22 protein-coding genes are annotated in these 26,630 nt (G+C 48.6%); 15 read left to right on the forward strand and 7 right to left on the reverse strand.

Going from position 1 to position 26,630, the window contains the following annotated elements:
• The first annotated feature begins 101 nt into the window (after positions 1 to 101).
• The 10 genes from ACOMG9_RS24410 (at position 102) to ACOMG9_RS24455 (ending at position 12,933) form a co-directional block, all read left to right on the forward strand.
• The gene (locus tag ACOMG9_RS24410) at positions 102 to 1,940 is read left to right on the forward strand and encodes an extracellular solute-binding protein (RefSeq protein WP_448215100.1); all 1,839 of its coding nucleotides are present in this window, start codon (positions 102 to 104) and stop codon (positions 1,938 to 1,940) included.
• A gap of 280 nt (positions 1,941 to 2,220) precedes the next feature.
• Positions 2,221 to 2,730 carry a peptide deformylase gene (gene def, locus ACOMG9_RS24415; RefSeq protein ID WP_422136086.1) on the forward strand — a complete coding sequence of 170 codons (510 nt, stop codon included), beginning with the start codon at positions 2,221 to 2,223 and terminating at the stop codon, positions 2,728 to 2,730.
• A 126-nt stretch (positions 2,731 to 2,856) separates the two neighbouring features.
• Positions 2,857 to 3,804 carry a methionyl-tRNA formyltransferase gene (gene fmt / locus ACOMG9_RS24420; protein ID WP_422136085.1) on the forward strand — a complete coding sequence of 316 codons (948 nt, stop codon included), beginning with the start codon at positions 2,857 to 2,859 and terminating at the stop codon, positions 3,802 to 3,804.
• The gene (gene rsmB / locus ACOMG9_RS24425; protein ID WP_448215098.1) at positions 3,804 to 5,180 is read left to right on the forward strand and encodes a 16S rRNA (cytosine(967)-C(5))-methyltransferase RsmB; all 1,377 of its coding nucleotides are present in this window, start codon (positions 3,804 to 3,806) and stop codon (positions 5,178 to 5,180) included. Before fmt ends, rsmB begins: the two co-directional genes overlap by 1 nt.
• Positions 5,177 to 6,550, forward strand: coding sequence for a Trk system potassium transporter TrkA (gene trkA / locus ACOMG9_RS24430; protein WP_448215097.1), 1,374 nt, complete (start codon positions 5,177 to 5,179; stop codon positions 6,548 to 6,550). Before rsmB ends, trkA begins: the two co-directional genes overlap by 4 nt.
• Before the next feature lie 183 nt (positions 6,551 to 6,733).
• Complete coding sequence (locus tag ACOMG9_RS24435; protein WP_422136082.1) at positions 6,734 to 8,182, forward strand: TrkH family potassium uptake protein; 1,449 nt, start codon at positions 6,734 to 6,736, stop codon at positions 8,180 to 8,182.
• A 220-nt stretch (positions 8,183 to 8,402) separates the two neighbouring features.
• A complete protein-coding gene (gene glyQ / locus ACOMG9_RS24440) occupies positions 8,403 to 9,368 on the forward strand; it encodes a glycine--tRNA ligase subunit alpha (RefSeq protein WP_422136081.1) in 966 nt (321 codons plus the stop codon).
• Positions 9,368 to 11,485, forward strand: coding sequence for a glycine--tRNA ligase subunit beta (glyS, locus tag ACOMG9_RS24445; RefSeq protein ID WP_494529555.1), 2,118 nt, complete (start codon positions 9,368 to 9,370; stop codon positions 11,483 to 11,485). Before glyQ ends, glyS begins: the two co-directional genes overlap by 1 nt.
• A 130-nt stretch (positions 11,486 to 11,615) precedes the next feature.
• Positions 11,616 to 12,176, forward strand: coding sequence for a D-glycero-beta-D-manno-heptose 1,7-bisphosphate 7-phosphatase (gene gmhB / locus ACOMG9_RS24450; protein ID WP_422136079.1), 561 nt, complete (start codon positions 11,616 to 11,618; stop codon positions 12,174 to 12,176).
• A 16-nt stretch (positions 12,177 to 12,192) separates the two neighbouring features.
• On the forward strand, positions 12,193 to 12,933 hold the full coding sequence (locus tag ACOMG9_RS24455) for a lysophospholipid acyltransferase family protein (RefSeq protein ID WP_494529556.1): 741 nt from the start codon (positions 12,193 to 12,195) through the stop codon (positions 12,931 to 12,933).
• A gap of 71 nt (positions 12,934 to 13,004) precedes the next feature.
• On the opposite strand, the gene lpcA is transcribed toward ACOMG9_RS24455, so the two are convergent.
• The 5 genes from lpcA to dnaA all read right to left on the reverse strand — a co-directional run bounded on the left by lpcA (position 13,005) and on the right by dnaA (position 20,161).
• Entirely contained in the window at positions 13,005 to 13,583 is a 579-nt protein-coding gene (gene lpcA, locus ACOMG9_RS24460; protein ID WP_422136077.1) for a D-sedoheptulose 7-phosphate isomerase, read from the reverse strand.
• A gap of 143 nt (positions 13,584 to 13,726) precedes the next feature.
• Positions 13,727 to 16,141 carry a DNA topoisomerase (ATP-hydrolyzing) subunit B gene (gene gyrB, locus ACOMG9_RS24465; RefSeq protein ID WP_448215094.1) on the reverse strand — a complete coding sequence of 805 codons (2,415 nt, stop codon included), beginning with the start codon at positions 16,139 to 16,141 and terminating at the stop codon, positions 13,727 to 13,729.
• A complete protein-coding gene (gene recF / locus ACOMG9_RS24470; RefSeq protein WP_422473146.1) occupies positions 16,134 to 17,288 on the reverse strand; it encodes a DNA replication/repair protein RecF in 1,155 nt (384 codons plus the stop codon). Before recF ends, gyrB begins: the two co-directional genes overlap by 8 nt.
• Positions 17,289 to 17,409: 121 nt before the next feature.
• Positions 17,410 to 18,513 (reverse strand): DNA polymerase III subunit beta, encoded by a 1,104-nt coding sequence (gene dnaN / locus ACOMG9_RS24475; protein ID WP_422136074.1) that lies wholly within the window; start codon positions 18,511 to 18,513, stop codon positions 17,410 to 17,412.
• Positions 18,514 to 18,598: 85 nt separating this feature from the next.
• Positions 18,599 to 20,161, reverse strand: a complete 1,563-nt coding sequence (gene dnaA, locus ACOMG9_RS24480) for a chromosomal replication initiator protein DnaA (RefSeq protein ID WP_494529557.1) — start codon at positions 20,159 to 20,161, stop codon at positions 18,599 to 18,601.
• Positions 20,162 to 21,003: 842 nt separating this feature from the next.
• Here dnaA and rpmH point away from each other — a divergent pair.
• From rpmH to mnmE, 5 genes are all read left to right on the forward strand, one after another.
• Positions 21,004 to 21,138: a 50S ribosomal protein L34 gene (gene rpmH / locus ACOMG9_RS24485; RefSeq protein WP_252177766.1), complete on the forward strand. Its 135-nt coding sequence runs from the start codon at positions 21,004 to 21,006 to the stop codon at positions 21,136 to 21,138.
• 13 nt (positions 21,139 to 21,151) lie between these two features.
• On the forward strand, positions 21,152 to 21,520 hold the full coding sequence (gene rnpA / locus ACOMG9_RS24490) for a ribonuclease P protein component (RefSeq protein ID WP_448215092.1): 369 nt from the start codon (positions 21,152 to 21,154) through the stop codon (positions 21,518 to 21,520).
• 250 nt (positions 21,521 to 21,770) lie between these two features.
• A complete protein-coding gene (gene yidD, locus ACOMG9_RS24495) occupies positions 21,771 to 22,016 on the forward strand; it encodes a membrane protein insertion efficiency factor YidD (RefSeq protein WP_494530404.1) in 246 nt (81 codons plus the stop codon).
• Positions 21,992 to 23,671 (forward strand): membrane protein insertase YidC, encoded by a 1,680-nt coding sequence (gene yidC / locus ACOMG9_RS24500; RefSeq protein ID WP_494529558.1) that lies wholly within the window; start codon positions 21,992 to 21,994, stop codon positions 23,669 to 23,671. Before yidD ends, yidC begins: the two co-directional genes overlap by 25 nt.
• Before the next feature lie 124 nt (positions 23,672 to 23,795).
• Positions 23,796 to 25,172: a tRNA uridine-5-carboxymethylaminomethyl(34) synthesis GTPase MnmE gene (mnmE, locus tag ACOMG9_RS24505; protein WP_448215090.1), complete on the forward strand. Its 1,377-nt coding sequence runs from the start codon at positions 23,796 to 23,798 to the stop codon at positions 25,170 to 25,172.
• Between the two features lie 19 nt (positions 25,173 to 25,191).
• Here mnmE and ACOMG9_RS24510 read toward each other — a convergent pair whose 3' ends face one another.
• Both ACOMG9_RS24510 and ACOMG9_RS24515 read right to left on the reverse strand, forming a co-directional pair.
• Positions 25,192 to 26,076: a sterol desaturase family protein gene (locus ACOMG9_RS24510; RefSeq protein WP_448215089.1), complete on the reverse strand. Its 885-nt coding sequence runs from the start codon at positions 26,074 to 26,076 to the stop codon at positions 25,192 to 25,194.
• Between the two features lie 86 nt (positions 26,077 to 26,162).
• On the reverse strand, positions 26,163 to 26,603 hold the full coding sequence (locus ACOMG9_RS24515; RefSeq protein ID WP_448215088.1) for a DUF1499 domain-containing protein: 441 nt from the start codon (positions 26,601 to 26,603) through the stop codon (positions 26,163 to 26,165).
• Positions 26,604 to 26,630: the final 27 nt, after the last annotated feature.

A 26,630-nucleotide genomic window follows, 5' to 3' on the forward strand; every position in this document is an offset into this window, starting at 1 on the left:
AAAATCACATGATTGCATCTTATTGGTGGAGTTGGTGGTGCTTGGTACCCTTTAATAATGGAGCGGTGGGATTAGACTTTCATAGGTTTTTCAATAAAAAAATGAACACAACAGGACTGTTTCTGACAGGCTGGCTATTACTGATTAGCTCACTGCTCTTTGGGGAAGTGACCATTCACAAGTCCCATGGCCTGTCGCGTTTTCACGACCTTAAATACCCGGCCAGTTTCAAACACTTTGACTATGTGAATCCCCAAGCGCCCAAGGGAGGAAATGTTAGCCTGTTTGCCCATGGTACCTTTGACTCATTGAACCCTTACGCTCCCCAGGGCAATACACTTTCCGGCCTGCCTTCATTTGCCTACATGCGTTATGGCTTTACCGAGTTGAACGAGCCATTGATGGTGGGATCAGGACAGTATGCGCCTTCGGGAGATGAACCCAGATCGGCCTACGGATTGATCGCTGAAAGCGTTGAATACCCTGATGATAATCAATGGATTATCTTCAACCTTCGCTCCGAAGCTCGTTTCCATGATGGGCATGAGATCACTTCGGAAGATGTAATTTTTTCATTCAAAGCCCTCAGTGAAAAAGGAAGCCCCCAATACAAAATGCAACTGGACTCCATTGCTTCTGTGGAGGCACTAGGTCAGAGAAAAGTCCGCTTTAACTTTAAACAGCCGGGTTCCCGCCAACAGTTATTCCATGCAGCGGAGCTTCCCGTTCTGCCAGCCCACTTCTGGAAGAACAGGGCCATCGATAAATCAACCCTCACTCCACCTTTAAACAGCGGCCCCTACAGAGTCAGTCATGTGGAACCCGGCAAGCTGATTGTGTTTTCAAGGGTCGAGGATTACTGGGGCAGGGACTTACCCGTTAACAAGGGGAAATATAATTTCGACACGGTGACCATTCACTTCTACCGCGATTTTCAGGTAGCCATGGAAGCTTTCAAATCCGGTGGCCACGATCTGCATCTTGAAGTCGTCGCCAAGAACTGGCAATTCGCCTACGACTTCCCCGCTGTCATCGACGGACGTATAAAAAAACGAACCATTCCCCATCAGATGGCTTATGGCAGCAGCTTTTTCTTTTTCAATACCCGTCGTCCATTATTCAGGGATGTCCGGGTTCGCCAGGCCATTACCCTGATGTTTGATTATGAATGGACGAACCGGGTGATCTTTCATAATGCCTACCGTCGTTCTCACAGCTACTTTCCCAACAGTTCTCTGGGAGCTATTGATAAGCCAACCCCCGCAGAGCAGAAGCTACTAGCGTCATTAACTCCCTCATTACCGAACCCGATTGTCAGTCAGGCATTTCTCCTTCCCATAACGTCAGGAGATGGACAGCTAAGAACACAAAAGAGGAAAGCCCTTTCCTTATTGAAAGAGGCAGGCTGGACCTTGAAAAACAATCAGCTGATCAACAACATCACTCAACAACCTTTTGTTTTTGAGTTTATTGAAACCACTCACGCTACTGACCGCTATCTCTTGCCTTTCAAGAAAAACCTCGAGTCCATAGGAATCACCATGAAATACACGGTCATGGACTCCAGCCAGTATTACGCCAGAATGCGATCCCGGGATTTTGATATGATTGCACAATTACTGCCGCAGACACTCTCGCCGGGCCTGGAACTGTTCGATTATTTCCATTCAAGCCGGGCCCATGACAACAGCTCCAGAAATTTTGCCGGCATTGACCATCCGGTCGTAGATCAACTCCTTCAGAAACTGACTGAAGTGAATTCACAACAGGAACTCCAAACCCTGACACGCTCACTGGACCGGGTGCTGCTATGGAACTATTACGGCATCCCTAAGTGGCACTCCACTTACATGAGGGTGGCTCACTGGGACAAATTTGGCTGGCCTGAGCAACTGCCGGAATACACCACCAGCTTCAGCACCTGGTGGCAAAAGCCCTGAGCACCGGAATTTAACTTTGCTTGCCGATATCTGACTGATTACAAGCCTCCTGGCACGGTCATGGAAATCACACTCCGATGCCACACTCCTGCTAAGCCCGCAGTCATCTAATCATTTCTCCTGATAACGGCGCTCAAAACACAGATAGCTCCTCCTTAAGTTCATCGCCTATCCGTCAATAAGCACTTAAAAAATGGAACATTCGCACTTAAAACTACCTATATACCTAAAAGAAATTTAAAATTACTTTTTAATTTAATGAAACAGCTTGAGAATCCCCATGGCGCTTCTGGAAATCCTTCAATACCCTGACGAAAGACTTCGCACTATTGCTGAGCCCGTGGCCGAGGTAAACGACGATATTCGTAAAATCGTCGATGACATGCTGGAAACTATGTACCAATCCAAAGGCGTTGGTCTGGCAGCCACTCAGGTCGATATTCATCTGCGCATAGTGGTGATGGACTTTTCCGATGATGGCAACGAACCAATGGTTCTGATCAATCCAACATTCGAACCTCTAACTGAAGAGTTGACGGATCTGTCTGAAGGCTGTCTGTCCATCCCGGGATTTTTCGAGCTGCTGGATCGTCCGGCTGAGATTCGTCTGACCGCACTGGACAGAGACGGAAACGAGTACTCAAAAGACCTGGATGGTCTGGCTGCTGTCTGCGTACAGCATGAGCTGGATCACCTGAATGGCAAACTGTTTGTGGACTATCTGTCCCGACTGAAGCAAGAACGTATTCGCAAAAAGCTGGTGAAGAACAAGCGCCTTGCCACAGCTTAATGACTCTGATGATCTCCCGGATAATGCAGGAAAAGCCGCTCCGGGAGACTCAGATTTTACTCAGGCCCTTACTTTATCTATCATCGCCGCCATCCCAATCGTTCTGTCGAGCCTTTAGAAAACCTAATGAAAAGTCTTCGTATTGTCTTTGCCGGTACTCCGGATTTTGCCAGCGCCCACCTTCAGGCGGTTCTGGACAGTCAGCATGAAGTCATTGCCGTATACACCCAGCCCGACAGACCGGCGGGACGAGGCAGAAAACTCAAGCCCAGCCCGGTGAAAGCGCTGGCGTTGCAACATGACATCCCGGTGTTTCAGCCACAATCTCTGAAAAAAGATGACGCCGCCCGGGAACAACTCGCTGCGCTCAAACCTGATCTGATGATTGTAGTGGCCTATGGTTTGATACTTCCGAAAAGTGTTCTGGAGATTCCAACCTTTGGTTGCATCAATGTGCATGGATCAATTCTGCCACGCTGGCGTGGAGCAGCTCCTATTCAACGGGCTATTGCTGCGGGTGATGAAGAGTCCGGTGTCACCATCATGCAGATGGATGAAGGTCTGGATACTGGCGATATGCTGGTTAAAGCCCGCTGTCCGATTCACACAACAGACACATCTTCCGATTTGCATGACCGTCTGATCGAAGTAGGGCAGCCGGCTCTGATTGAAGCCGTCAATGCTATTGCTCAAGGCACTATCCGTGCAGAAAAGCAGGATGATGGTAATGCTTGTTACGCCCATAAAATGAGCAAGGAGGAAGCCCGTATTCAATGGAACAGATCAGCAACTGATCTTGATTGTATGATACGGGCATTCAACCCCTGGCCAGTGGCGACAACAGAGCTGGAAGGTAATGCCATTCGGGTCTGGGAGGCAAAGCCTGTTACAGGAAACCATGATTTGGCACCCGGCACCCTGATCAAGGCTGACAAATCTGGCCTGGATATTGCCACTGAAGAAGGCATACTGCGTCTCACTAACGTGCAGTTATCTGGCAGCCGTGCCATGCCAGTGCAGGACCTGCTCAACAGCCGCAGGGATATGTTTGTACCCGGGAAAAAATTCAACTGATGGCCAAGCAATCTTCCGTTCGACTGGCAGCAGCCAAAGTAATCAGCCGCGTTGTTTCCGGTGAATCCCTGAGCCAGGTATTACCTGAATATCAGCAAGCCCTGCGCAAGAAAGACCAACCGCTTCTGGCAGAGCTCTCTTACGGCACACTGCGTTACTATTTTCGACTGGATAGCTGGCTCAGCACCCTGATGGACAAACCGCTGAAAGCAAAAGAGCAGACGATTCACAGTCTGATTCTGGTGGGGCTCTACCAGTTGTTCTACACCCGCATTCCGGCACACGCCGCTATTGGGGAGACCGTTCAGGTCACCCGCATGATGGGTAAAGCCTGGGCCCGAGGTCTTGTGAATGGTGTTCTGCGTTCTGCACAGCGTCAGGAAGAAGCGCTCAATGCACTGGCTGAATCCAACGACATTTGTCTTACAGCTCACCCCCAATGGCTGGTCGGCAAAATCCGCAATGCCTGGCCCGGGCACTGGCAGGATATCACCCGGGCCAATAATCAGTCTCCACCTATGACCTTGCGGGTCAATGAGCGGCATTTAAAGCGTGATCGATACCTGAAAAAATTACTGGATGACTGCATTCAGGCTTCGTCTTCTCGGGTGTCTCCCCAGGCAATAACCCTGACGCGGGCTCTCCCGGTGGATCAGCTGCCCGGCTTTTCGGACGGTGTGGTCAGTGTTCAGGATGAATCTGCTCAGCTTTCCGGAAACCTGTTGCCTGTTAAAAAAGGTGACAAGGTTCTCGATGCCTGCTGTGCTCCGGGAGGCAAAACCTGCCAGCTGCTGGAAATGTTCCCGGGCATTGAACTCGATGCTCTGGATATAGATGAGAAGCGACTGGCTCGTGTGCAGGAAAATCTTGATCGTATTGGCCTGAAGGCCCGACTCATGACCGGTGATGGTACTCAGCCCGAGCAGTGGTGGGATGGACAGAGTTACGATCATATTCTGCTGGACGCCCCCTGCTCGGCAACCGGTGTCATCCGCCGCCATCCGGATATTAAACTGCTTCGCAAACCCGAAGACATTGATGCATTGGCTGAGCTTCAAGGCAAGATTCTTAATACCATGTGGTCGTTGCTCAAGCCCGGTGGCACACTGCTCTACGCAACCTGTTCCATCATGCCTGCTGAAAACAGCAAACAGATTGCCGCCTTCCTCGAACATCAGGAAGACGCCGAACTGCAACCCTTTCCAGGAGAATGGGGACTGGATACCGGCTTTGGCCGACAGATTCTGCCCGGTTCAGGTGACGGTTTTTTCTACAGCCTGCTGAAAAAAGTGGACCATGATTCTGACGAAACCATTGAGCACTCTGAGCAGACAAACAGCCTTCAGCCAATAAAAAGCCATCAGGAAAGTCTATGAAAATCATCATTCTCGGTGCCGGACAAGTAGGCGGAACCCTGGCTGAAAACCTGGCCAGTGAAGAGAACGACATCACGGTAGTGGATGCCAACGGGGAGCTTCTCAGGGAGTTGCAGGATCGTATTGATATCCGGACTATTCAGGGTATGGCCTCCTTCCCCTCTGTACTCAAACAGGCCGGTGCTGATGATGCTGACATGCTGGTGGCGGTAACCAATAGCGATGAAGTGAACATGGTGGCCTGTCAGATTGCCTATACCCTGTTTCACACACCTTCCAAGATTGCCCGTATTCGTCAGGCGGCTTATCTGAACAGGGATAATCTGTTTGGCGATGATGCTATGCCCATCGACGTATTGATCAGCCCCGAGCAGGTGGTGACCAACTACATTCGACGCCTTCTTGAACGTCCCGGTGCCCTTCAGGTTCTCGACTTTGCCGATGGCCGTGCCCAGCTGGTGGCCATGAGAGCCTATTATGGCGGTCCATTGGTCGGGCAGGAGTTGCGCTACCTGCGTGAACATATGCCCAACGTTGACACCCGTGTGGCTGCAATTTTCCGCCGTGGCAAGGCCATCATGCCCAAGGGGACCACAGTGATCGAGGCCGACGATGAAGTATTCTTCATCGCCGACCGCTGTCATATCCGGGCTGTCATGAGTGAACTGCAGAGGCTGGATGATGATTACAAACGCATCATCATTGCCGGTGGCGGTAACATTGGTTTGCGCCTTGCTCAGTCGGCTGAAAATGATTTCAAGGTAAAAATCATTGAGCAGAATATGGAGCGCTGTCAGTTCCTGTCTGAGACGCTGATCAAAGCCATGGTTTTCAATGGCAATGCATCCGATAAAGAGCTGCTGATTTCTGAAAACATCGAAGAGACGGATGTCTTTTGTGCCCTGACCAACGATGATGAAGCCAACGTCATGGCCGCTATGCTGGCTAAACGACTGGGCGCCCGAAAAGTCATGGCCCTGATCAATAACCCTGCCTACGTTGATCTGGTCCAGGGCGGCGAGATAGATATTGCGATTTCTCCACAGCAGGCCACCATCGGCAGTCTTCTTAAACACGTACGAAGAGGGGACGTTGTCAATGTTCACTCACTTCGTCGTGGTGCAGCAGAAGCCATTGAAGCCATTGCCCATGGCGATGAAAATTCATCCAGAGTCGTCGGTAAAACGGTTCAACAGGTCGTGCTGCCCCCCGGAACAACCATCGGAGCCATAGTCAGAAACGATGAAGTGTTGATTGCACACGACACTACTCGTATAGAGTCCGGGGATCATATCATTCTGTTCCTGACCAACAAGAAACGTATTCACGAAGTAGAACAACTCTTTCAGGTTGGACTGGGGTTCTTTTAAACGATACATTTCGACATTAGAGTCAGCGGTTTATTTTTTACCAGACTTGAAAAATGACACCCATGACTAGGAGGTATTACCGCATCTGGGGGGTCCGATGGGGTGGTACCAGTCTTGTGTACTTATTGATAATTGAATCAGACGGCATGGCCGTTGTCTGTATAACTAGAAAAACAGGGTCTTATGCAGTTTTCTGTCGTTTTGCCCGTCTTGGGTATTCTCTTGATGCTATTCAGCTTCTCCAGTCTTCCACCTCTGGCAGTGGCGATGATCTATGGGGAATCTGAAATTTCACTGTTTTTATATACTTTTTTTCTGACTTTTCTTATCGGTTTCTTATTTTGGTTTCCCTTCAGAAAAATTAAATCGGACCTTCGCCCCCGTGACGGCTTTATTATCACTGTTCTTTTCTGGGTGGTCCTGGGAGGCATGGGTTCCCTGCCACTTTTATTAATGACAGACCCGGGACTCAGCGTCACTGATGCCCTATTCGAGTCCATGTCGGGCCTGACCACCACTGGCGCTACGATACTGACGGGCATCGATCACCTGCCCAAATCGATCCTCTTTTATCGCCAGCAACTGCAGTGGCTGGGAGGCATGGGGATCATTGTTCTGGCTGTCGCTATCATGCCTATGCTGGGCGTCGGAGGGATGCAGCTTTATCGGACAGAAACGCCGGGACCTATAAAGGACAACAAGCTGACGCCCCGAATTAAAGAAACCGCGAAAGCACTCTGGCTGCTCTACGTGACATTAACGGCAGTGTGTGCCCTGGGTTACTGGCTGGCAGGTATGAACCTTTTTGATGCTGTGAGCCATAGCTTTTCGACCATAGCCATTGGTGGATTCTCAACCCACGATGCCAGTATTGGCTATTTTGAATCACCACTGATTAATGCCACGGCTACTTTCTTTATGCTGGTAGCCGGTATTAACTTTGCCCTCCACTTTTTCGCCTGGCGCAATAAATCTACTTACCATTACTGGAAAGACCCTGAGTTTCGCACTTACCTGCTGATCCTTCTGGTGGTTTCATTGATTACAGTGGCAGGCCTCTACTTCTCTGCCACTTATGATCTGGCAGACTCCCTCGATTACGGTATTTTTGAGGTGGTTTCTGCTGCCACGACGACCGGTTATGCCACCAGCGGTTTCTCAGCCTGGCCAACATTCCTGCCACTTCTTCTCTTTATGACCAGTTTTATCGGGGGATGTGCAGGCTCGACGGCAGGAGGGATTAAGGTGATTCGTGTACTGCTGATCTTCAAACAGGGTGTAAGAGAACTTCGTCGTCTGGTTCATCCTAACGCCGTTTACTCCATCAAACTCGGTGGCAAGGCTGTTCACAGCCGAGTCGGTGAGGCGGTCTGGGGGTTCTTTGCCGCCTATGTATTCCTGTTTGCCGTTATGATACTGGCTGTGATGGCAACGGGTGTTGATTTGACTACCGCTTTTTCTACCGTCGCTTCCAGCATGAATAACCTGGGCCCTGCCCTGGGAGAAGCCGCCGAAAACTACAGCACGCTTCCTGATACCGCGAAATGGATTCTCTGTTTTGCCATGCTGCTGGGTCGTCTGGAAATCTTCACACTGCTGGTACTATTCACACCCACATTCTGGAAATACTGAGACGGGAAAAGTTATTCACAACAGCTAACAGCTTATCCACATTTTCTTCAGAACTCCATGATCCTGTCCCGTGGAGTTTTCCGGATATTATTGCCCTCTTATTCACAACGACCTCATTTCCAGAGGGATACAACGGTATCCGCTCCAGAGCCAAAACGTTATAATCCGCTGCTGTTTCCAGAAAATTAAAGCCTAATTTGAGCCTCCATGAGGTAGTACTGTGACTTCTCAAAGCACGCCTGATATCAAGACATTCCAGGGCCTTATTTTGGCCCTTCAGCAGTTCTGGGCTCGCCAGGGCTGTGTCATTATGCAGCCGCTGGACATGGAAGTGGGTGCAGGCACCTTCCATCCAGCGACGTTCCTTCGCGCTATCGGTCCGGAAAACTGGAATTCTGCCTATGTGCAGCCCAGCCGTCGTCCAACAGATGGTCGTTATGGTGAGAACCCAAACCGTCTTCAGCACTACTATCAGTTTCAGGTGGTAATGAAACCTTCTCCGGATAACATTCAGGAACTTTACCTGGACTCCCTGAGAGAGCTGGGCATTGATCCACTGGTGCATGACCTTCGCTTTGTAGAGGACAACTGGGAATCCCCCACACTGGGCGCCTGGGGTCTGGGCTGGGAGGTTTGGATGAATGGCATGGAAGTCACACAGTTCACCTACTTCCAGCAAGTGGGTGGTATTGAGTGCTATCCGGTGACTGGTGAGATCACCTACGGTCTTGAGCGTCTGGCCATGTACATTCAGGGTGTTGATAACGTCTACGATCTGGTTTGGACTGAAGGCCCACAGGGCACAGTATCTTATGGCGACGTCTTCCATCAGCAGGAAGTAGAGATGTCTACTTTCAACTTTGAACATGCTGACACTCAGGAACTGTTCCATCAGTTCGATTTTTATGAAGGTGAATCAAGACGTCTGGTCGAAGCTGGCCTGCCTCTGCCTGCCTATGAGTACGTCTTGAAAGCTTCCCATACATTCAACCTTCTGGACGCCCGCCACGCCATCTCGGTGACAGAGCGTCAACGCTTTATTCTGCGAGTCAGAACGCTCGCCAGAGCTGTAGCCAAAGCCTACTTTGACGCTCGCCATAACCTCGGCTTCCCGCTGGCCAGTGAGGATATCCGTTCAGAAGTTCTGGCCAGTCTGAAAGACAGCAAGACACAGGAGAAGAAGTAATGAGTCAGAAAGATTTCCTGGTCGAGCTGGGAACAGAAGAGCTGCCTCCAAAAGCGCTTAAAAGCCTTTCCAATGCTTTCACTCGCGGCATTGTTGATCGCCTGAAGAGTGCTCAGCTGTCTTTTGACAGTTATGAAGCCTTTGCCGCACCTCGTCGTCTGGCTTTGCTGATAAAAGGGCTGGAAACGGCTCAGCCTGATCAGCAGCTTGAGCGCCGCGGCCCTGCTATAAAAGCCGCCTTCAACGCAGAAGGCAAGGCCACTAAAGCAGCCGAGGGTTTTGCCCGTTCTAATGGAGTGTCTGTCGACCAGCTGGAGAGGCTGGAAACCGATAAAGGTGCCTGGCTTGTCTATCGTGGGGTTCAGCAAGGTTCCGACACCACTCAACTGCTGCCAGACATGGTCAGTCAGTCTCTCAATGAACTGCCTATTCCCAAGCGAATGCGCTGGGGTGCGCAGCGCACCGAATTTGTTCGCCCTGTCCACTGGTTAGTCATGCTGATGGGTGGAGAGGTAGTCAATTGCGAAATTCTGGGCCTGAAATCAGGTAACCAGACTCGAGGCCACCGATTCTATGGGAACCAGCCTCTGACCATTAACCAGCCTGCCGATTATCAGAACCTTCTGAAAGAGCAGGGTAAGGTGATGGCTCTCTTTGAAGAAAGACGCAGTCTCATTAAAACACAGGTAACGGAGCTGGCTGCCGGATTAGGTGGCGAAGCGGTTATCGATGAAGACCTTCTGGATGAAGTGACCGCTTTGAATGAGTGGCCTGTTGCTCTGTCCGGTCGTTTTGATGAAGAATTTCTGGAAGTCCCTGCTGAAGCCCTGATTTCTTCCATGAAGGAGCATCAGAAGTATTTCCACGTCCTGTCAAAAGAGCCATCTCGGGAAGGAACATTGCTTCCCCGTTTTATAACCATTGCAAATATCGAGAGCCTGAAGCCTGAACACGTAGTATCCGGTAACGAACGGGTAATAAGACCTCGCCTCGCAGATGCCAAATTTTTCTTTGATACAGACAAAAAAAACACGCTTGAAGCACGCAGGGAGACCCTGAAACCCATCGTTTTCCAGGCACAGCTGGGATCGCTGTTCGATAAGAGCGACCGCATTGCAAAACTGGCGGGTTTTATCGCTAAACAGGAAGGTGGGCAGGAACAGCTGGCTGTCCGAGCCGGAGAACTCTGCAAATCAGATCTGACTTCAGAAATGGTTTTGGAATTCCCGGAGCTGCAGGGCATCATGGGGCAATACTACGGTGCAAACGATGGTGAACCACAAGAGGTATGCCTCTCTCTGAACGAACAGTACATGCCACGCTTTGCAGGTGATGAGCTACCCTCTAGCCTGACAGGTTGTGCCGTAGCGATTGCTGACAAAATCGATACCATCACCGGCATCTTTGGCATCAATCAGCCACCTTCAGGCAATAAAGATCCGTTTGCTCTGAGAAGGGCCACCCTGGGTGTCCTGCGAATTATTGTTGAGAAGAAGCTGGATCTGGACCTGCGTGATCTCATTAATCAGTCTGTCGAAGGTTATCAATCACAAGGGGTTGAGCTGCCAGCAGCCAGCGGAAAAGCTTTAGCAAATAATGAAGAGCTGGCAGAAACTGTTCTGGATTTCATGCTGGAGCGTTTCCGCTCCTGGTATCAGGACGAACAGATTCCTGTTGAAGTCTTCCTTTCTGTTAAGGCCCTGAAACCATCACGCCCCTTCGACTTTGATCAACGTGTCAAGGCAGTGCATCGCTTTAGTCAGATGGTCGAAGCCGAAACCCTTTCTGCAGCCAACAAGCGTGTTTCCAACATTCTGGCAAAAGCCGGAGATCTGGTCATTCCTGACTCCGTTGACCCTGCACTGATGACAGAAGCCGCAGAAAAGGCTCTGGCCACAGCGCTCGCCGACAGTAAAGAAAAAGCTGCACCGATTCTGGAACAGAGACAATACACAGTCGCTATGGAAAGTCTGGCGCCACTGAAGGACTCTGTAGACCGCTTCTTTGATGAAGTATTGGTCAATGCTGAAGATCAGCAGGTTCGTTTGAACCGCTATGCTCTTTTGAAACAATTACGCAGCCTTTTCTTACACGTTGCGGATATTTCATTACTGTAGGTTGCACTCGGGACTGCCTTTGTTGCAGAAATTCTGACTAAAGCTTGATAAAGTGGAGTGCGGCATTTATGCCGCACTTTTTCTATCTTTTGGAAAAGTTTTTCAGGTATGAAGCCTGCTGACTGAAATTATGAGTAAACTGATCATTCTTGACCGCGACGGAGTCATCAATAAAGACTCCGATCACTACATTCGTTCGGTGGCTGAGTGGATTCCTCTACCAGGCAGTATTGAAGCCATCGCCAGACTGAGCAGGGCAGGGTATTCCATTGCCATTGCAACCAACCAGTCAGGCCTTGCCAGAGGTTACTTTACTCAAGAAACCCTTGAGGCCATGCATCAGAAAATGCTGGATCTGTTAGCCTTGGAAGGAGGCAAGATAGATTGTATTCGATACTGCCCCCATGGCCCTGACGATCAATGTCGCTGCAGAAAGCCTTTGCCTGGCATGATTGAACAGATCGAAGAAGCCCTGAACATACCCGCATCATCTGCCTGGGTGGTCGGGGATTCTCTCAGAGACCTTCAGGCAGGGCAGGCAATGGGGTGCAATGTAGCTCTGGTGAAAACCGGCAAGGGTGTCAGAACGATGAATAAAGGGGAAGGCCTCCATAATGTACCAGTATTTGAAGACCTGGCTGCATTTACCCGCTTTATTCTCGAACCGTCACAGGTCAGTATTCAAGGATAAACAAGATAGGTTTTAAATGACATTCGTCGTTCAATATATAAGAACAGCGTTATTTTATTTTCTGCTGGCCACCTTCACCGTTTTCTGGTCCATTTTACTGTTTTTTGCTATTCCTTTTGTTCCTGTTAATAGACGCCACAAATTATTGGTGAAGTACTGGGCGATGATGGCTATGGGACTGGCCAGATTTATCTGTGGGATAAAGTATGAAGTGCACGGGAAGGAAAATATTCCTGATACACCCTGTGTCATGATCAGTAATCACCAGAGCACCTGGGAAACCTTTTTCCTGCAGATGCTTTTCAGTCCTCAGGCTCCGGTTCTTAAAAAAGAGTTATTTAAGATTCCATTCTTTGGCTGGGCAATCAGACTCATTAAACCGATCGCTATTAATCGCGATGACCCCAGGGCCGCATTAAATGATGTAGTAGAGCAGGGTACTGATGCCTTACACAACGGTCGTTGGGTTCTTATTTTTCCGGAAGGAACCCGTAACCCTAATGGTCAGTTAGGCAAATTTTCAAGAGGTGGTGTCAATCTGGCAAGAAAGGCCGGGGTTAATGTACTACCCATTGCCCATAATGCTGCTGCTTGCTGGCCTATGAACAGCTTTCTGAAAAAGCCCGGTACCATTCAGCTTCATATAGGAACGGTCATAGAAACCACAGACAGGACGGCGCTGGAGATTAATAATGAGGCTCGGAACTGGATTGCCAATACACTCGACATCATGAACGGGAAATCGAAACAGGTTTAAGCAAAAACATCATTCATCACCGGGTATAGGGTAACAGGTGATGAATGATTTAGAGCCTTATCAAATGAGTATCAGGCAGCCATGTGTTTTTCAATCAATTGAATTATGATATGAATGACTTTGATGTGAATTTCCTGAATCCGGTCTGCATAACCAAAGTGGGGCACCCGGATTTCTATATCCGCCAGACCGTCCATTTTCCCACCATCCTTACCCGTCAGAAGAATCACTTTCATCCCTTTTTTTCGGGCTGCTTCAATCGCTTTTAAAATATTGCCAGAGTTACCACTGGTACTGAGCCCGAACAGTACATCACCTTCAAAGCCTACACCTTCAAGATAACGTGAGAATACATAGTCATAACCGTAATCGTTGGAGACACAGGACAAGTGACTGACATCAGAGATAGCAATGGCCGGGTAGGCAGGGCGGTTATCACGATAGCGACCAGTCAACTCTTCAGCAAAGTGCATGGCATCGCAATGGGAGCCTCCGTTACCACAGGAGATAACCTTTCCACCCTGCTTAAAGGATTCCGCCAACAGGCTCGCTGCGCGGTCTATGGCATCAATACAGGTTTCATCATTGAGAAAACGCTCCAGAACCTGCTGGGCTTCTTCGAGTTCTGCACGAATTACTGAATGGTTCATGGCTATCAACTGTCGAATCAGAGGCCTAAAGTATACTGCTGATACATTAACGGCGCAGCATAACTTTATTTGCCCGGAAGAGGATTAATAGATTGGGCTCAGAGCCACTTTTCATGGCCCCCTGAGCCTGTGAGGATGAGGTATTAAATGTCGAGATTAGCCACGTTCAACGCATTAGACTCAATAAAGTCTCTTCGAGGCTCAACCTGATCACCCATCAATGTATTGAAGATCTGGTCAGCTGCAATAGCATCTTCAATGGTCACCTTCAGCATTCTTCTTACTTCCGGATCCATGGTGGTTTCCCAAAGCTGTTCGGGATTCATCTCACCCAGACCCTTATAGCGCTGAATGTTGTGGCGTTTGGTCGATTCAGTCATCAGCCATTCCAGACCTTCCTCAAAGCTTTCTATCGCTTTTTTGCGCTCACCTTTCTGGATGAATGCGGTCTCTTCCAGCAAGCCTTGTAGCTTGGCTCCCAGGGCTTTGATAGAGCCGTAGTCTCCGGAACCAAAGAAGTCGACATTCCAGATATATTCAGTTGGCACACCGTGAGAAATGATAGTGACCTTGGGCAACCACACCTGATGCTCACGGTCTTCAAACAGCTCAAAGCTCATCTCACGACCAGCCAGCTTCAGCTCCTGAATGCGAGTATTCAGGGTATCCAGCAAGGACTGCATTTTTGTCTGGTCTTTCAAGTCTTCCTGGGAAACTGCATCCAGATAAATCATCTCTTTCATGATTTCAGAAGGGTAAATGCGAGACAGACGCTCAATGGTTGCAATGACTTTTCTGTATTCTTTTACCAGAGATTCCAGAGCTTCATCACCAATACCCGGTGCATTTTCATTGACATGCAGTGTGGCATTTTCCAGTGCAGACTGGGTTAAATAGTCATCCAGTGCAATATCGTCTTTCAGGTATTGCTCCTGTTTGCCTTTCTTCACTTTATAGAGAGGCGGCTGAGCAATATAGACATAGCCATTTTCAATCAATTCTGGCATCTGACGGAAGAAGAATGTCAATAGCAGGGTTCGAATGTGAGAGCCGTCAACATCAGCATCGGTCATGATGATGATGTTGTGGTAGCGCAGTTTCTCAATATTGAACTCTGTACGACCAATGCCACACCCCATTGCGGTAATCAGGGTACCAACCTCCTGGGAGGAAAGCATTTTGTCAAAGCGTGCTTTTTCAACGTTCAGGATCTTACCTTTCAGTGGCAGGATGGCTTGTGTTTTCCGGTTTCGACCTTGTTTGGCAGAGCCCCCCGCAGAGTCACCCTCCACTATGTAAAGTTCGGAGAGAGCAGGGTCTTTTTCCTGACAGTCAGCCAACTTTCCGGGCAGTCCAGCTATGTCCAGAGCGCCTTTCCTGCGGGTCATTTCACGGGCCTTACGGGCCGCTTCACGGGCTCTGGCTGCATCCAGCATCTTGTTTACAACCGCTCGGGCTTCTTGTGGGTTTTCCATCAGATAGTCCGCAAGATAACTGCTCATCTCCTGCTCAACAGCTGTTTTCACTTCAGAAGAAACCAGCTTGTCCTTGGTCTGGGATGAGAATTTGGGGTCTGGAACCTTGACCGAAATAATCGCTGTGAGACCTTCACGAGCATCATCACCGGAAGTGGAAACTTTCTGGTTTTTAGCAAAACCTTCGCGCTCAATGTAGCTGTTCAGGTTTCGGGTCAGGGCGGCTCTGAAGCCGGCAAGGTGGGTACCACCATCACGCTGAGGAATGTTATTGGTGAAGCAAAAAATGTTTTCCTGAAAGCCATCATTCCACTGCAATGCCACCTCTACACCAATGCCATCTTCCCTTGTTTTTGTGAAGTGGAAGACCTTGTTGATATTGGTCTTATTGGTATTCAGATATTCAACGAATGCACTCAGACCACCGTCATAACGGAACTGATCTTCTTTACCTGTACGCTCATCAATCAAGCGGATAAAAACACCAGAGTTCAGGAAAGAGAGCTCTCTCAGTCTTTTTGCCAGAATGTCATAGCTGAACTGAATATTGGAGAAAGTCTCCTCAGAAGGTACAAAATGAACCTCTGTACCGCTCTTTTCAGTCTCTCCTATCACCTTCATAGATTCCTGTGGAACACCGTGAGAATAGACCTGCTGATGAACCTGACCATTCCTGCGAATGGTTAACTTGAGCTCTTTGGAAAGGGCGTTTACCACTGAAACACCAACACCGTGCAGACCACCAGAGACCTTATAGGTGTTGTCATCAAACTTACCGCCGGCATGGAGTACCGTCATGATCACTTCTGCGGCGGAGACACCTTCTTCTTCGTGGATATCTACAGGGATTCCCCGACCGTTATCACGAACGGTAATGGATTCATCCGGATGGATAATGACGGCAATTTCATCACAGAAGCCTGCCAAGGCCTCATCGATCGAGTTGTCTACCACCTCAAAAACCATGTGGTGAAGGCCGGTACCATCATCGGTATCACCAATGTACATGCCCGGGCGCTTACGAACTGCATCCAGACCTTTCAGCACTTTAATATTGGACGCATCGTAATTTTGTTCACTCATACTCTTTCTCCAGCGATTCAGTCTGGCGAATCTCACGCCCAGATTCCAAGTTCACAGATCCCTGTTTCACGTGAAACACTTTCAGATTGATTTCAGGCTCCCAGCAATCCACCAGTGCGCCCGGCTCTACGCAGGTAATAAATACCTGACTCTGCATATTCTGTAATATCTTGCACATAGCTTTTCTGTGGGGAGCGTCTAACTCTGAAGGTAAATCATCCACAAGAAAAACACACTGGCTACGGGTCATTTTTGAAAAGAGATAACCTTGTGCCAGCTTTAACGCACAAACGACTAATTTCAGCTGACCACGAGAAAGAATATCAACAGCATTACTTCCTTCCAGACGCACCCTTATATCTGCTCGTTGTGGCCCTGATTGTGTGTATCCGGTCTGAAAATCACGAACTGTATTTTCTTTTAACACCTCAGCTAGACGTCGTTCTCTGTCCCAACCCCGGTAATAACTTATCTTGATATCACCCAGCGAGGTCAGCTGGTTTAGAACATCCTGAAAAACGGGTGTCAGTTGATCAAAGTATTGCTGTCTGAGTTGATCCACAGCCTCAGCCGCTTTTACCAGTTCCTCATCCCAGACAGACAGCTGAGATGAGTAGGATGAACCTGTTATTTTACCATGCCGAAGCAAACTGTTCCGCTGTTTAAGCACTTTTTGAGTTCGCTTCCAAAGAGGTAAGAATTCATGGTGTTTCACGTGAAACACTCCCCAATCAAGAAACTGTCTTCTTTGCTTGGGTGAACCTTCCAAAAGTTTGAAAGTATCGGGATTAATAATTTGTAAAGGTAGAAGTCTGGCCAACTCGGACGTTGACTTAAGCGTTTCACCCGCGACCCGAATTTGAAAATTCTCTTCTTCCATATCTCGGGAAACGCCAACCGGTATCAGTCGGTCATTATTGGATTGAATTTGCGCAAATACCGTGCACTTACCCTTTTTATGACGAATGACCGGCTTAAGTCTGGCACTTCGAAAAGATCGAGCCAAACCCAAGAGATGGATAGACTCGAGAATACTGGTTTTTCCACTGCCATTAAGACCGTAGAGAATATTGATATCCGGGGAAGGGGAGAAGGTAGCGGATGCCAGATTCCTGACATCCTTAATCATCAGCTTGTGAATCGTCATCGGCTTGAACAAACCTCAGAGATGAGACTTTTCACAACGGCTTTCAATGATAAGAGGACCTTTTTTTCTGAAAAGACCCAGAACACTAAAAAGGCCTTCAATGATGGTAAAAACACCTTCATTAAAGTCTCATAGGCATAACAACATAACTGGAATCACTGGCGTCAGACTCTTCCAGCAGGGCACTGCTATTAGGATCAGAAAGGGTAATCTTCACGGATTCACCTGAGATAACAGACAACACATCCAGCAAGTAACTGACGTTGAAGCCCATCTCCAGAGTTTCACCGTGGTATGCCAGACTGATTTCTTCTTCCGCTTCTTCCTGCTCAGGGTTATTTGCTATCACCTTTAGCAAGCCATCGGAAAGTATCAGGCGAATACCACGATACTTTTCATTGGAAAGAATGGAAGCACGTTGGAAAGCCTGACGAAGCTCCTGACGATCTCCAATAATAATCTTGTCACCACCACGGGGAATAACACGGTCATAATCCGGGAACTTCCCATCCACCAGCTTGGAGGTGAACATAAAGTCTCCGGTTTTCGCTCTGATATGGTTGGCACCCAAAGTAATATGAACCATCTCGTCTCCTTCTGTCAGAAGACGGGCCATCTCCATAATCCCCTTACGCGGGACGATAACCTGGTGACGGTCTTGCTGATTAATATCAGCATCAACGGTACACATAGCCAGACGATGGCCATCAGTAGCAACAAAACGCAGTGTATTCTGGCTGACTTCTATCAGCATACCATTCAGATAGTAACGAACGTCCTGTTGCGCCATGGCAAAGCCAGAACGATCAATCAATCGGCGCAAACGGCTCTGACCAATGGTAAAGGTCATTGAACCCGGTTCTTCGTCAATACTTGGGAATTCATTGGCGGGCAAAGTCGACAAAGTAAAACGAGAACGGCCTGCTTTCAGTTTGACTCGTTGATCATCCTGAGAAAACTCAATCAAAGCGTTTTCCGGAAGAGACTTACAGATATCCATCAGCTTCCTGGCTGGAACGGTAATTTCTCCGCCCTCAGAGACCTCATCCAGTGTCACTCTACCGACCAGTTCTACTTCCAGGTCAGTACCTGTCAGAGAGAGTTGATCACCGTCCACCACCATCAGGACGTTGGACAATACAGGTAGAGTCTGTCTGCGCTCAACAACACCCGCCACCAGTTGAAGTGGCTTGAGCAATGCTTCCCGATTAATGGTAAATTTCATCGCTTTCCTTTCTCTTGGCTATCTGGAAGTAAGTCACAATGACCTTCTTCCTGAATTCATTAAATATCTGCTGGCTGAATCAAAATCAGCTAGTCAGAGATCTCAAAAGATTTTTGTAATCATCACGGATTTCACCGTCTTCATCCACCAGCTCTTTCACTTTACGGCAGGCATGAAGCACAGTGGTATGATCTCGTCCGCCGTAGGCGTCACCAATTTCAGGCAGACTGTGACTGGTCAGCTCCTTGGAAAGAGCCATTGCAATCTGTCTGGGCCGGGCCACAGAACGACTACGACGTTTAGATAGAATATCAGCTACCTTGATCTTGTAATACTCAGCCACCGTTCTTTGAATATTATCGATACTGACCTGCTTATCCTGCAAGGCAAGCAGATCCTTCAGGGACTCCCTGATGAGATCAATATCAATCTTGCGCCCCATAAAATGAGCACTGGCAATCACCCGTTTCAGAGCGCCTTCCAGCTCACGAACATTGGATCGAATTCGCTGGGCAATAAAGAAAGCCGCTTCATGGGGTAAATCAACTTTTTGCTGCTCTGCCTTCTTCATTAATATGGCTACTCGGGTTTCAAGCTCGGGAGGCTCCACTGCGACCGTCAGGCCCCAGCCAAATCGGGACTTTAATCGTTCCTCCACACCACTGATTTCCTTGGGGTAACGATCACAGGTCAGAATCATTTGCTGCCCCCCCTCAAGCAGGGCATTGAAGGTATGAAAAAATTCTTCCTGTGAGCGCTCTTTACCGGCAAAGAACTGGATGTCATCAATCAGCAGGGCATCAACGGAGCGATAGTAGCGTTTAAAGTCATTGATGGCATTTAATTGCAGCGCCTTGACCATGTCGGCAACAAATCGTTCGGAATGTAAATATACGACTCTGGCATTACGGTTTTGACGAACCAGAGAATTACCCACGGCATGCATAAGGTGAGTTTTACCCAGGCCTACACCGCCGTATAAAAACAGTGGATTGTATGCAGCTCCCGGGTTTTCAGACACCTGACGGGCTGCTGCAAGTGCCAGCTGATTCGATTTACCTTCAACAAAGGTATCAAAGGTGAAGTGGGCATTCAGGGAACTGTTATGTTTTATTGAACCCTCGACTTCTATTTGTCGTCCGGAAGAAGGTTCTTCTTTCCTGGCAGAATGACTGCTGGCAGTGTTCTCTTTTGCTTTCAGAGGATTGACTTTCTTGGGTATGGCATGGGGCTCAACACTTTCAGACGACACAGGTTTACTAGTAGAAAGGCCCGATGCTTCACTGAGGCTGGACACCAGCTCCCGGGTCACCGCCTTCTTTTCTTCTACGACAGGCTTGGGTTGTTCAGGGCGTACAGGACTGCTGGCAGGCGAAGCACTCCTTCGGCTGAGAGACTGGGGGCGACGGTTCGAGACGGCCAGTGCCACCGCCGGAGCCTGTCCATCAGTCAGTTCATCAAGTATCTCTTCGATGCGCGGCAGAAACTTCTCTTTCACCCAGTCTGCGACAAAACGATTAGGAGCCAGCAGGCAAAGATCGTGTTCATCACCCATGACTTTCAATGGGCGAATCCAGGTATTGAACTGCTGTGAGGACAGTTCATCTTGAAGCAAGTCCACACACTTTTGCCAGAGCTCTAAGGGCACGGGCGCTCTCCTGAAAATGGGTGAAATGGAAGCCGGTCAGCCTGCCTGCTGGAAGACTTCGCTAATGGCAGGAAACAGAATCTGTCCAGAAACACCTATTCCTCCACAGCAGAACAGTGCAGATACGCAAGAAGAACAGGCCAAAAAACAGCTTCAATTGTATCCTTTCAGGGAAAAGTTATCCACACCTTAAATTTGTTGAAAGCATGGCCAGAAAATAATCTTTTTACTTAATTATCAACACTCTATAAGCAAAAAGAGACGAAAAAAGAGGCAATCAGTGATGAAAAAATAATGTGGAAAAGGCTGTGTTCACAAAGGCTGATGAAGGATGAGTGAGCTGTGAATAAGTATGATGCATCGACGTACTGTGTATAAGGTACCAAATTATACACAGGCTGTGAGCAGGCAGAGAACAGTATAGTCGCTTATTTTCTACACATTCACACACACGAACAAACCCAGTGTACAAAAGGCTTTACAGGACTTATCCACATAAAAAGTGTTGCCTAATATTTATTAAAAAAACAAAACACCATCACTCAAGTACATATGAATTATATGTACTTAATTTTCCAGAATGACTCTCAAAAGATTTTTAATTCATAAATATCATTTGAAATTAGTGGTGTGTTATTTTTCCCTATATATAAAGGACGTAATTTCCCCTATAAAAATGCACTTTTACGATAACCCTACTTAATATCCGCAAAGAGCTGGCTGCCCTCTAAGGATTGAGCCCTGAGCCCGGGTGGCAAACTCTTGACAAATGCAAATTGACGCTTATCCCTCAATTACTTAGAATGCCCGTCTTTTTGTAAATTGATAAAACGAGTAACGTCATGAAAAGAACATTTCAGCCCAGTAATCTTAAGCGCAAGCGCACTCACGGTTTCCGTGCTCGCATGGCTACCAAGAACGGTCGTGCGGTAATCAACCGTCGCCGTGCCAAAGGTCGCAAGCGTCTGGCTGCCTGATTTGGACTGACAGGTGAGCTTCGCTTTTGGTCGCGATCTGCGACTTTGCTCAGCAGCTGATTTTAAGCAGGTTTTCGACCGTACGGATATCAAGGTCAGTAGTCGCCATTTACTGATACTGGCTTGCCAGAATGAGCTTGACCACCCCCGCCTGGGGTTGGTGATCGCCAAAAAAAATATCCGTAAAGCTACCGGCCGCAATCGAGTCAAACGACACATTCGGGAAACCTTTCGCCTCCATAAGGGGGAACTGGGAAATCTGGACATTGTTGTTCTGGCCAGAAGAGGTCTGGGTGAGCTGGAAAGCTGCGATATCAATAAACTGCTCACCCACCAATGGTTTAAACTGGCCAGACGTCGGAACGAGCAGAAGGTTTCCTGAATGGAGACCATTGCCTGAAACAGGCACTCTATGGGGCTGCGTGACAGTGGGGGTAGAAACTACCTCCAGTCACTCTTCAGAAAGCCAGTCATACTGTCTCCACTCAAATCAGCCGATGCGTTTCCTGTCTATTCGGCACAGACAGAGTAAAGTCGACATGACCAGACCTGTGATTAATTTTCTCGTGTTGTTGCCCAGACGCTCTGCCATGGGATTGATCAAGGTGTACCGTTTCTGCCTGAGCCCTATCATGGGCAGGCATTGTCGCTTTTACCCCAGCTGTTCCAGCTATTCACAGGAAGCTCTCCAACATCATGGTTTTCTGAAAGGCAGTTTTCTGACCTTGAAACGACTGCTGCGTTGCCATCCCTGGCATCCAGGAGGTTATGATCCGGTGCCTGCTCCCTTGGACAAGCAACACCGGTCATCAGACGATCATATTCATCACCAAGACTCTTTGGCTCGGACATCATGGATCTGCAAAGAACACTCTTGATAGGTGCTATAGCCGTTGTTGGTGTGTTTACACTTCAGCAATGGAATGAAGATTACAATCAGACCCGGCCGGCCAGCGATGCTGTTGTGGCTAATGTCTCCACTTCTCAAAGTGGTTCTGATTTACCCACTATCTCACCATCATCTTCCTCTCCGGAAATTCTGGATGACGAGGTTCAGACTTCTGCTCAACTGATCAACGTTAAAACAGACACACTGAACCTTCAGATTGACCCCGCCGGTGGTGACATTGTCGGACTCAGCCTGCCCAAATACCCAGCCTGGCTGCCTGAAGAAGGCGAGAAAGCTACGCCTTTCCAGCTACTGGTTAACAGGCCCAACTGCACACCGGGTGAAGTGACCTGTGTCTACACTGCCCAAAGCGGCCTGATTGCTACTGATGGTCCCACCAACGATCAGAATCAGAGACCCCTCTACAGCACTGCACAGACCAGTTACACCTTGCCAGCCGGTCAGGACCAGCTGACGGTTAAACTGACTCGCAGCACTGGCGAAGTTCAGGTAACCAAAAGTTATACTTTTAAGCCCGGCTCCTATGAAGTCGTATTGGCTTACGAAATCGCCAACAACAGCGACAAGGAATGGCGTGACACTTTCTATGCTCAGCTGAAGCGGGATGGTTCAGAAGACCCAAGCTCAGTAAACTCCAGCGCCCCCATGAATACCTACCTGGGGGCGGCTGTTCGTTCTATTGATGAGCCATACAGAAAGCTGCCTTTCGATGATTTCCGAAAAGAGCCTTTCAAGGAAAGAGTCGAGGGTGGTTATGCAGCCATTCTTCAGCACTACTTTGTCAGTGCCTGGGTACCCGCTCAGGACAAGCCTCACAATTATTACACTCAGGAATCCCGTAACAATGAATACTATAGGGTGGGTTTCTACAACGACCCTCTGGTAGTCAATCCTGGTGAGAAAGTCGTCACCGGTGCAACGCTTTATGCTGGTCCTAAAGATCAGCCTGCCCTGAAGAATCTGGCGGATGGTCTGCAGCTGACCATGGACTTCGGCATACTGTGGTTCCTGGCTCAGCCACTGTTCATGTTGCTGCAGTTTATCCATTCTCTGGTAGGCAACTGGGGTTGGGCAATTATCCTGCTGACAGTTTGTGTGAAAGCGGTATTCTATCCACTGAATCAGGCCAGCTTCCGTTCTATGGCTAAAATGCGCAAGCTGGGGCCAAAAATGCAGGAGCTGAAAGAAAGATACGGCGACGATCGCCAGAAGATGTCTCAGGCCATGATGGAGATGTACAAGAAAGAGAAGGTCAATCCAATGGGTGGCTGCCTGCCGATTCTTGTCCAGATGCCAGTATTCATTGCCCTCTACTGGGTGTTGCAGGAGGCTGTAGAGCTGCGTCAGGCACCCTGGCTTGGCTGGATTCAGGATCTGTCCCAGATGGACCCTTACTTCATCCTGCCGTTGATCATGGGGGCTTCCATGTTCGCGCAGCAGATGCTGAACCCGACACCTCCTGACCCTGTTCAGGCTAAAGTGATGAAGTTGATGCCGCTGATTTTTACCATATTCTTCCTGTGGTTCCCGGCAGGTCTGGTACTGTACTGGGTAACCAACAACATTCTGTCGATTATTCAGCAATACATCATTACCAAAAAGATCGAGAAAGAAGGCTCCTGAGTCTGAAAATCTCAAAAAAAACGGACCGCAATGGTCCGTTTTTTTAGATCCATGACGGCCATGGCACCAGCAGCCACCTTAGATTAGACTAATCATTTTTCTCATTTCTCAGCCAGTAATTGCTATGTCCGATCTCAGTGCACTCCATAAAGACACTATTGCCGCTCAGGCAACCGCTCCCGGAAGAGGTGGGGTGGGGATTATCAGGGTCTCAGGCCCTGAAGCTTTGTGGGTTGCCAGAGAGGTTCTGAAAATGGAGCCCAAGCCTCGTTACGCTCATTACGGTCCTTTTTACGATGAGCAGGATGAGGTTCTGGACGAAGGACTGGCTCTTTACTTTCCTAATCCAAATTCATTTACTGGAGAGGATGTCATAGAGTTCCAGGGACATGGTGGTCCTGTCATTTTGGACTTACTGTTGAAAAGAATTAATGCCCTTGGGGTCAGGCTGGCCAATCCCGGAGAGTTTTCCGAAAGAGCCTTTCTGAATGACAAGATGGATCTGGCGCAGGCTGAGGCCATCGCAGATCTGATCGACAGTACTTCAGAACAGGCAGCCAGATCGGCATTAAGATCGCTGCAAGGCGCTTTCTCCAGGAGAGTCAACGAACTGGTCGAGTCCCTGATTGAACTGAGAATTTACGTTGAAGCCGCCATCGACTTTCCAGAAGAAGAGATTGATTTCCTGGCCGACGGCAAAGTGGCAGGCGATCTCAAAACCATCATCAGCCATCTTGCCCTGGTCATGAGAGAAGCGGATCAGGGGGCCATTCAGCGTGAAGGTATGACCGTAGTGATTGCCGGACGTCCCAATGCCGGTAAATCCAGCCTTTTGAATGCGTTATCAGGACGGGAGTCAGCTATTGTAACGGACATTGCCGGTACCACCCGTGATGTCCTCAGGGAACACATCAATATCGATGGTATGCCCTTGCATGTCATTGATACCGCCGGTCTGCGAGAGACAGATGATAAAGTCGAACAGATTGGTGTAGAACGTGCCTTCAGGGAAATAGAAGACGCTGATAGAGTACTCCTGATGGTGGACGGATCAACCACTGACGCAACCGATCCTCACGACATATGGCCTGAGTTTGTTGATCGACTGCCTTCCAGAGAAAAGCTCACTGTGATCCGTAACAAGATTGACCTGACAGGCGAACAGGCAGGCATAGAGGACGTTGAAGGGGTCCCCCTGATCAGGGCCTGTGCCATGAGAGAACACGGCCTGGACGCTCTCAGAGAGCATCTGAAAGCCTGTATGGGCTATGAGGGCGCCATGGAGGGTGGTTTTTCTGCCCGGCGCAGACATCTGGATGCGCTGCGAAGAGCAGAGGAGTTTCTGGATAACGGTCAGAAGCAGCTTGTATACATGGGGGCAGGTGAACTTCTGGCTGAAGACTTGCGACATGCCCAGAAGGCCTTGGGCGAGATCACCGGCGAGTTCTCCAGCGATGACTTGCTGGGCAGGATTTTCTCCTCGTTCTGTATTGGCAAGTAAGTGAATGCAGAGGTTCAGTTTACTTTTTTAACCTTTGCTCTGAAGTTTCAGGCTTTGCCTCTGCGGGTTTATCACCTGGTGGAGCAAGAAAGATCTTCAGACGCTGTGTTGGTGTCAGGTGTTTGCCTTTTGCTTCTCTGAACATATCCCGCCATTCAGAAAAGGTAACAGTCAGAGGGTTATAGCTGTTGACAGGCTTACTGACCCCGTAGCGCACAGTTTCTACTTCTGGTTCAAAGGTACCGAATAGCTTATCCCAGACGATCAGAACACCGGCATAGTTTTTATCAATGTAATGAGAGTTGATACCGTGGTGAACCCGATGATGGGACGGTGTGTTAAAAATAAGCTCGAACTTGCCAAGACTGCGAACCCACTGGGTATGGACAAAGAACTGAAGCCCTAAGTTAAGCAACACTGCAAAGATAACCCATTTAGGCTCAAAACCAATGATGACCAAAGGAACCCAAAACAGCCACATACCGGCAATTGGGTACATCAGGCTTTGACGAAACGCGGTGCTGAAATTCATTCTCTGCGAACTATGATGTGCGACATGGGCTGCCCACATCCAGCGTATCCTGTGGCTGGCGCGATGAAACCAGTAGTAGCAGAAATCCTGTAAGATCAGCAAAGCGACAAAGGTAGCAGCGTTCATTTCAATCTCTAGTAACTTCCAGCCAAAAAGCCAGAAATAGAGTTTGACGATCACCAGACCTGTAACGATATCTGCCAGCTGATGCATACCTGCTAATGAGAAATTACACAGTACTTCTGGCAGTTTATAGGCGGAGTTTTCCGGTAGTATTCCGCCCCTTTGGCCGATGAAATATTCTGCCAACATTAAACCGATAAACAGCGGAGCCAGCAGCATCAGCAACCATTCGGGATGGTCAATAATCATTTGAAATCCCATCTCCTGTTTTCGTCAATAATGGTTAACATCTGGCAAAATGATCTTTGGTTAGTCTGGGTACGTTGCCAAATAAATTAATGCTCTTTTGGCGCTTTAAGAGAGGCTTTCAGGTTGTCGAGCCAGAGCGTAATTCTTTTCTTGTTCGCGCCAAGATCGGAGTAACCATAATGTGAGCGAGAGTAAATGGCCAGTGTGCTGGTATCTTCCCCCTGACTATAAAAACGTACGGTAATGGTATCCGGATAGCCCATGAAAGGGGTTCTCTGGACATAGTCGACTTGCTGACCATCATCACTGGTGCGCAACACTTCTAACTTATCCTGACTTTGGGCAAGGTCTGAAAACCGCTCTTGCAGCTCTGTGACACTGACGTTCAGAACAGGGCTGATCTGATGGGGCTCTGCTAAAAAATTGCCTTCTGGCAAAACCAGATATTGATTAGGCTTTTCGTGCAGTTTTAATGTTTCAAAATCAATGACCCGGTCATCAATCGCTGTGAAAAGGAAGTCCAACATCAGATTTTCTCCGAATCAGTTTTCAGG

Source organism: Endozoicomonas sp. PH6C, from assembly GCF_059322965.1.

Bases quoted from the DNA above. Each gene is read 5' to 3' on its own strand.
- ACOMG9_RS24510 (WP_448215089.1), bottom strand. From the start codon at position 26,076: ATGATTATTGACCATCCCGAATGGTTGCTGATGCTGCTGGCTCCGCTG.
- rpmH (WP_252177766.1), top strand. From the start codon at position 21,004: ATGAAAAGAACATTTCAGCCCAGTAATCTTAAGCGCAAGCGCACTCAC.
- glyS (WP_494529555.1), top strand. From the start codon at position 9,368: ATGAGTCAGAAAGATTTCCTGGTCGAGCTGGGAACAGAAGAGCTGCCT.
- mnmE (WP_448215090.1), top strand. From the start codon at position 23,796: ATGTCCGATCTCAGTGCACTCCATAAAGACACTATTGCCGCTCAGGCA.
- yidD (WP_494530404.1), top strand. From the start codon at position 21,771: ATGGGCAGGCATTGTCGCTTTTACCCCAGCTGTTCCAGCTATTCACAG.
- ACOMG9_RS24455 (WP_494529556.1), top strand. From the start codon at position 12,193: ATGACATTCGTCGTTCAATATATAAGAACAGCGTTATTTTATTTTCTG.
- fmt (WP_422136085.1), top strand. From the start codon at position 2,857: ATGAAAAGTCTTCGTATTGTCTTTGCCGGTACTCCGGATTTTGCCAGC.
- ACOMG9_RS24410 (WP_448215100.1), top strand. From the start codon at position 102: ATGAACACAACAGGACTGTTTCTGACAGGCTGGCTATTACTGATTAGC.
- gyrB (WP_448215094.1), bottom strand. From the start codon at position 16,141: ATGAGTGAACAAAATTACGATGCGTCCAATATTAAAGTGCTGAAAGGT.
- rsmB (WP_448215098.1), top strand. From the start codon at position 3,804: ATGGCCAAGCAATCTTCCGTTCGACTGGCAGCAGCCAAAGTAATCAGC.
- trkA (WP_448215097.1), top strand. From the start codon at position 5,177: ATGAAAATCATCATTCTCGGTGCCGGACAAGTAGGCGGAACCCTGGCT.
- def (WP_422136086.1), top strand. From the start codon at position 2,221: ATGGCGCTTCTGGAAATCCTTCAATACCCTGACGAAAGACTTCGCACT.
- recF (WP_422473146.1), bottom strand. From the start codon at position 17,288: ATGACGATTCACAAGCTGATGATTAAGGATGTCAGGAATCTGGCATCC.
- lpcA (WP_422136077.1), bottom strand. From the start codon at position 13,583: ATGAACCATTCAGTAATTCGTGCAGAACTCGAAGAAGCCCAGCAGGTT.
- ACOMG9_RS24435 (WP_422136082.1), top strand. From the start codon at position 6,734: ATGCAGTTTTCTGTCGTTTTGCCCGTCTTGGGTATTCTCTTGATGCTA.
- gmhB (WP_422136079.1), top strand. From the start codon at position 11,616: ATGAGTAAACTGATCATTCTTGACCGCGACGGAGTCATCAATAAAGAC.
- dnaN (WP_422136074.1), bottom strand. From the start codon at position 18,513: ATGAAATTTACCATTAATCGGGAAGCATTGCTCAAGCCACTTCAACTG.
- yidC (WP_494529558.1), top strand. From the start codon at position 21,992: ATGGATCTGCAAAGAACACTCTTGATAGGTGCTATAGCCGTTGTTGGT.
- ACOMG9_RS24515 (WP_448215088.1), bottom strand. From the start codon at position 26,603: ATGTTGGACTTCCTTTTCACAGCGATTGATGACCGGGTCATTGATTTT.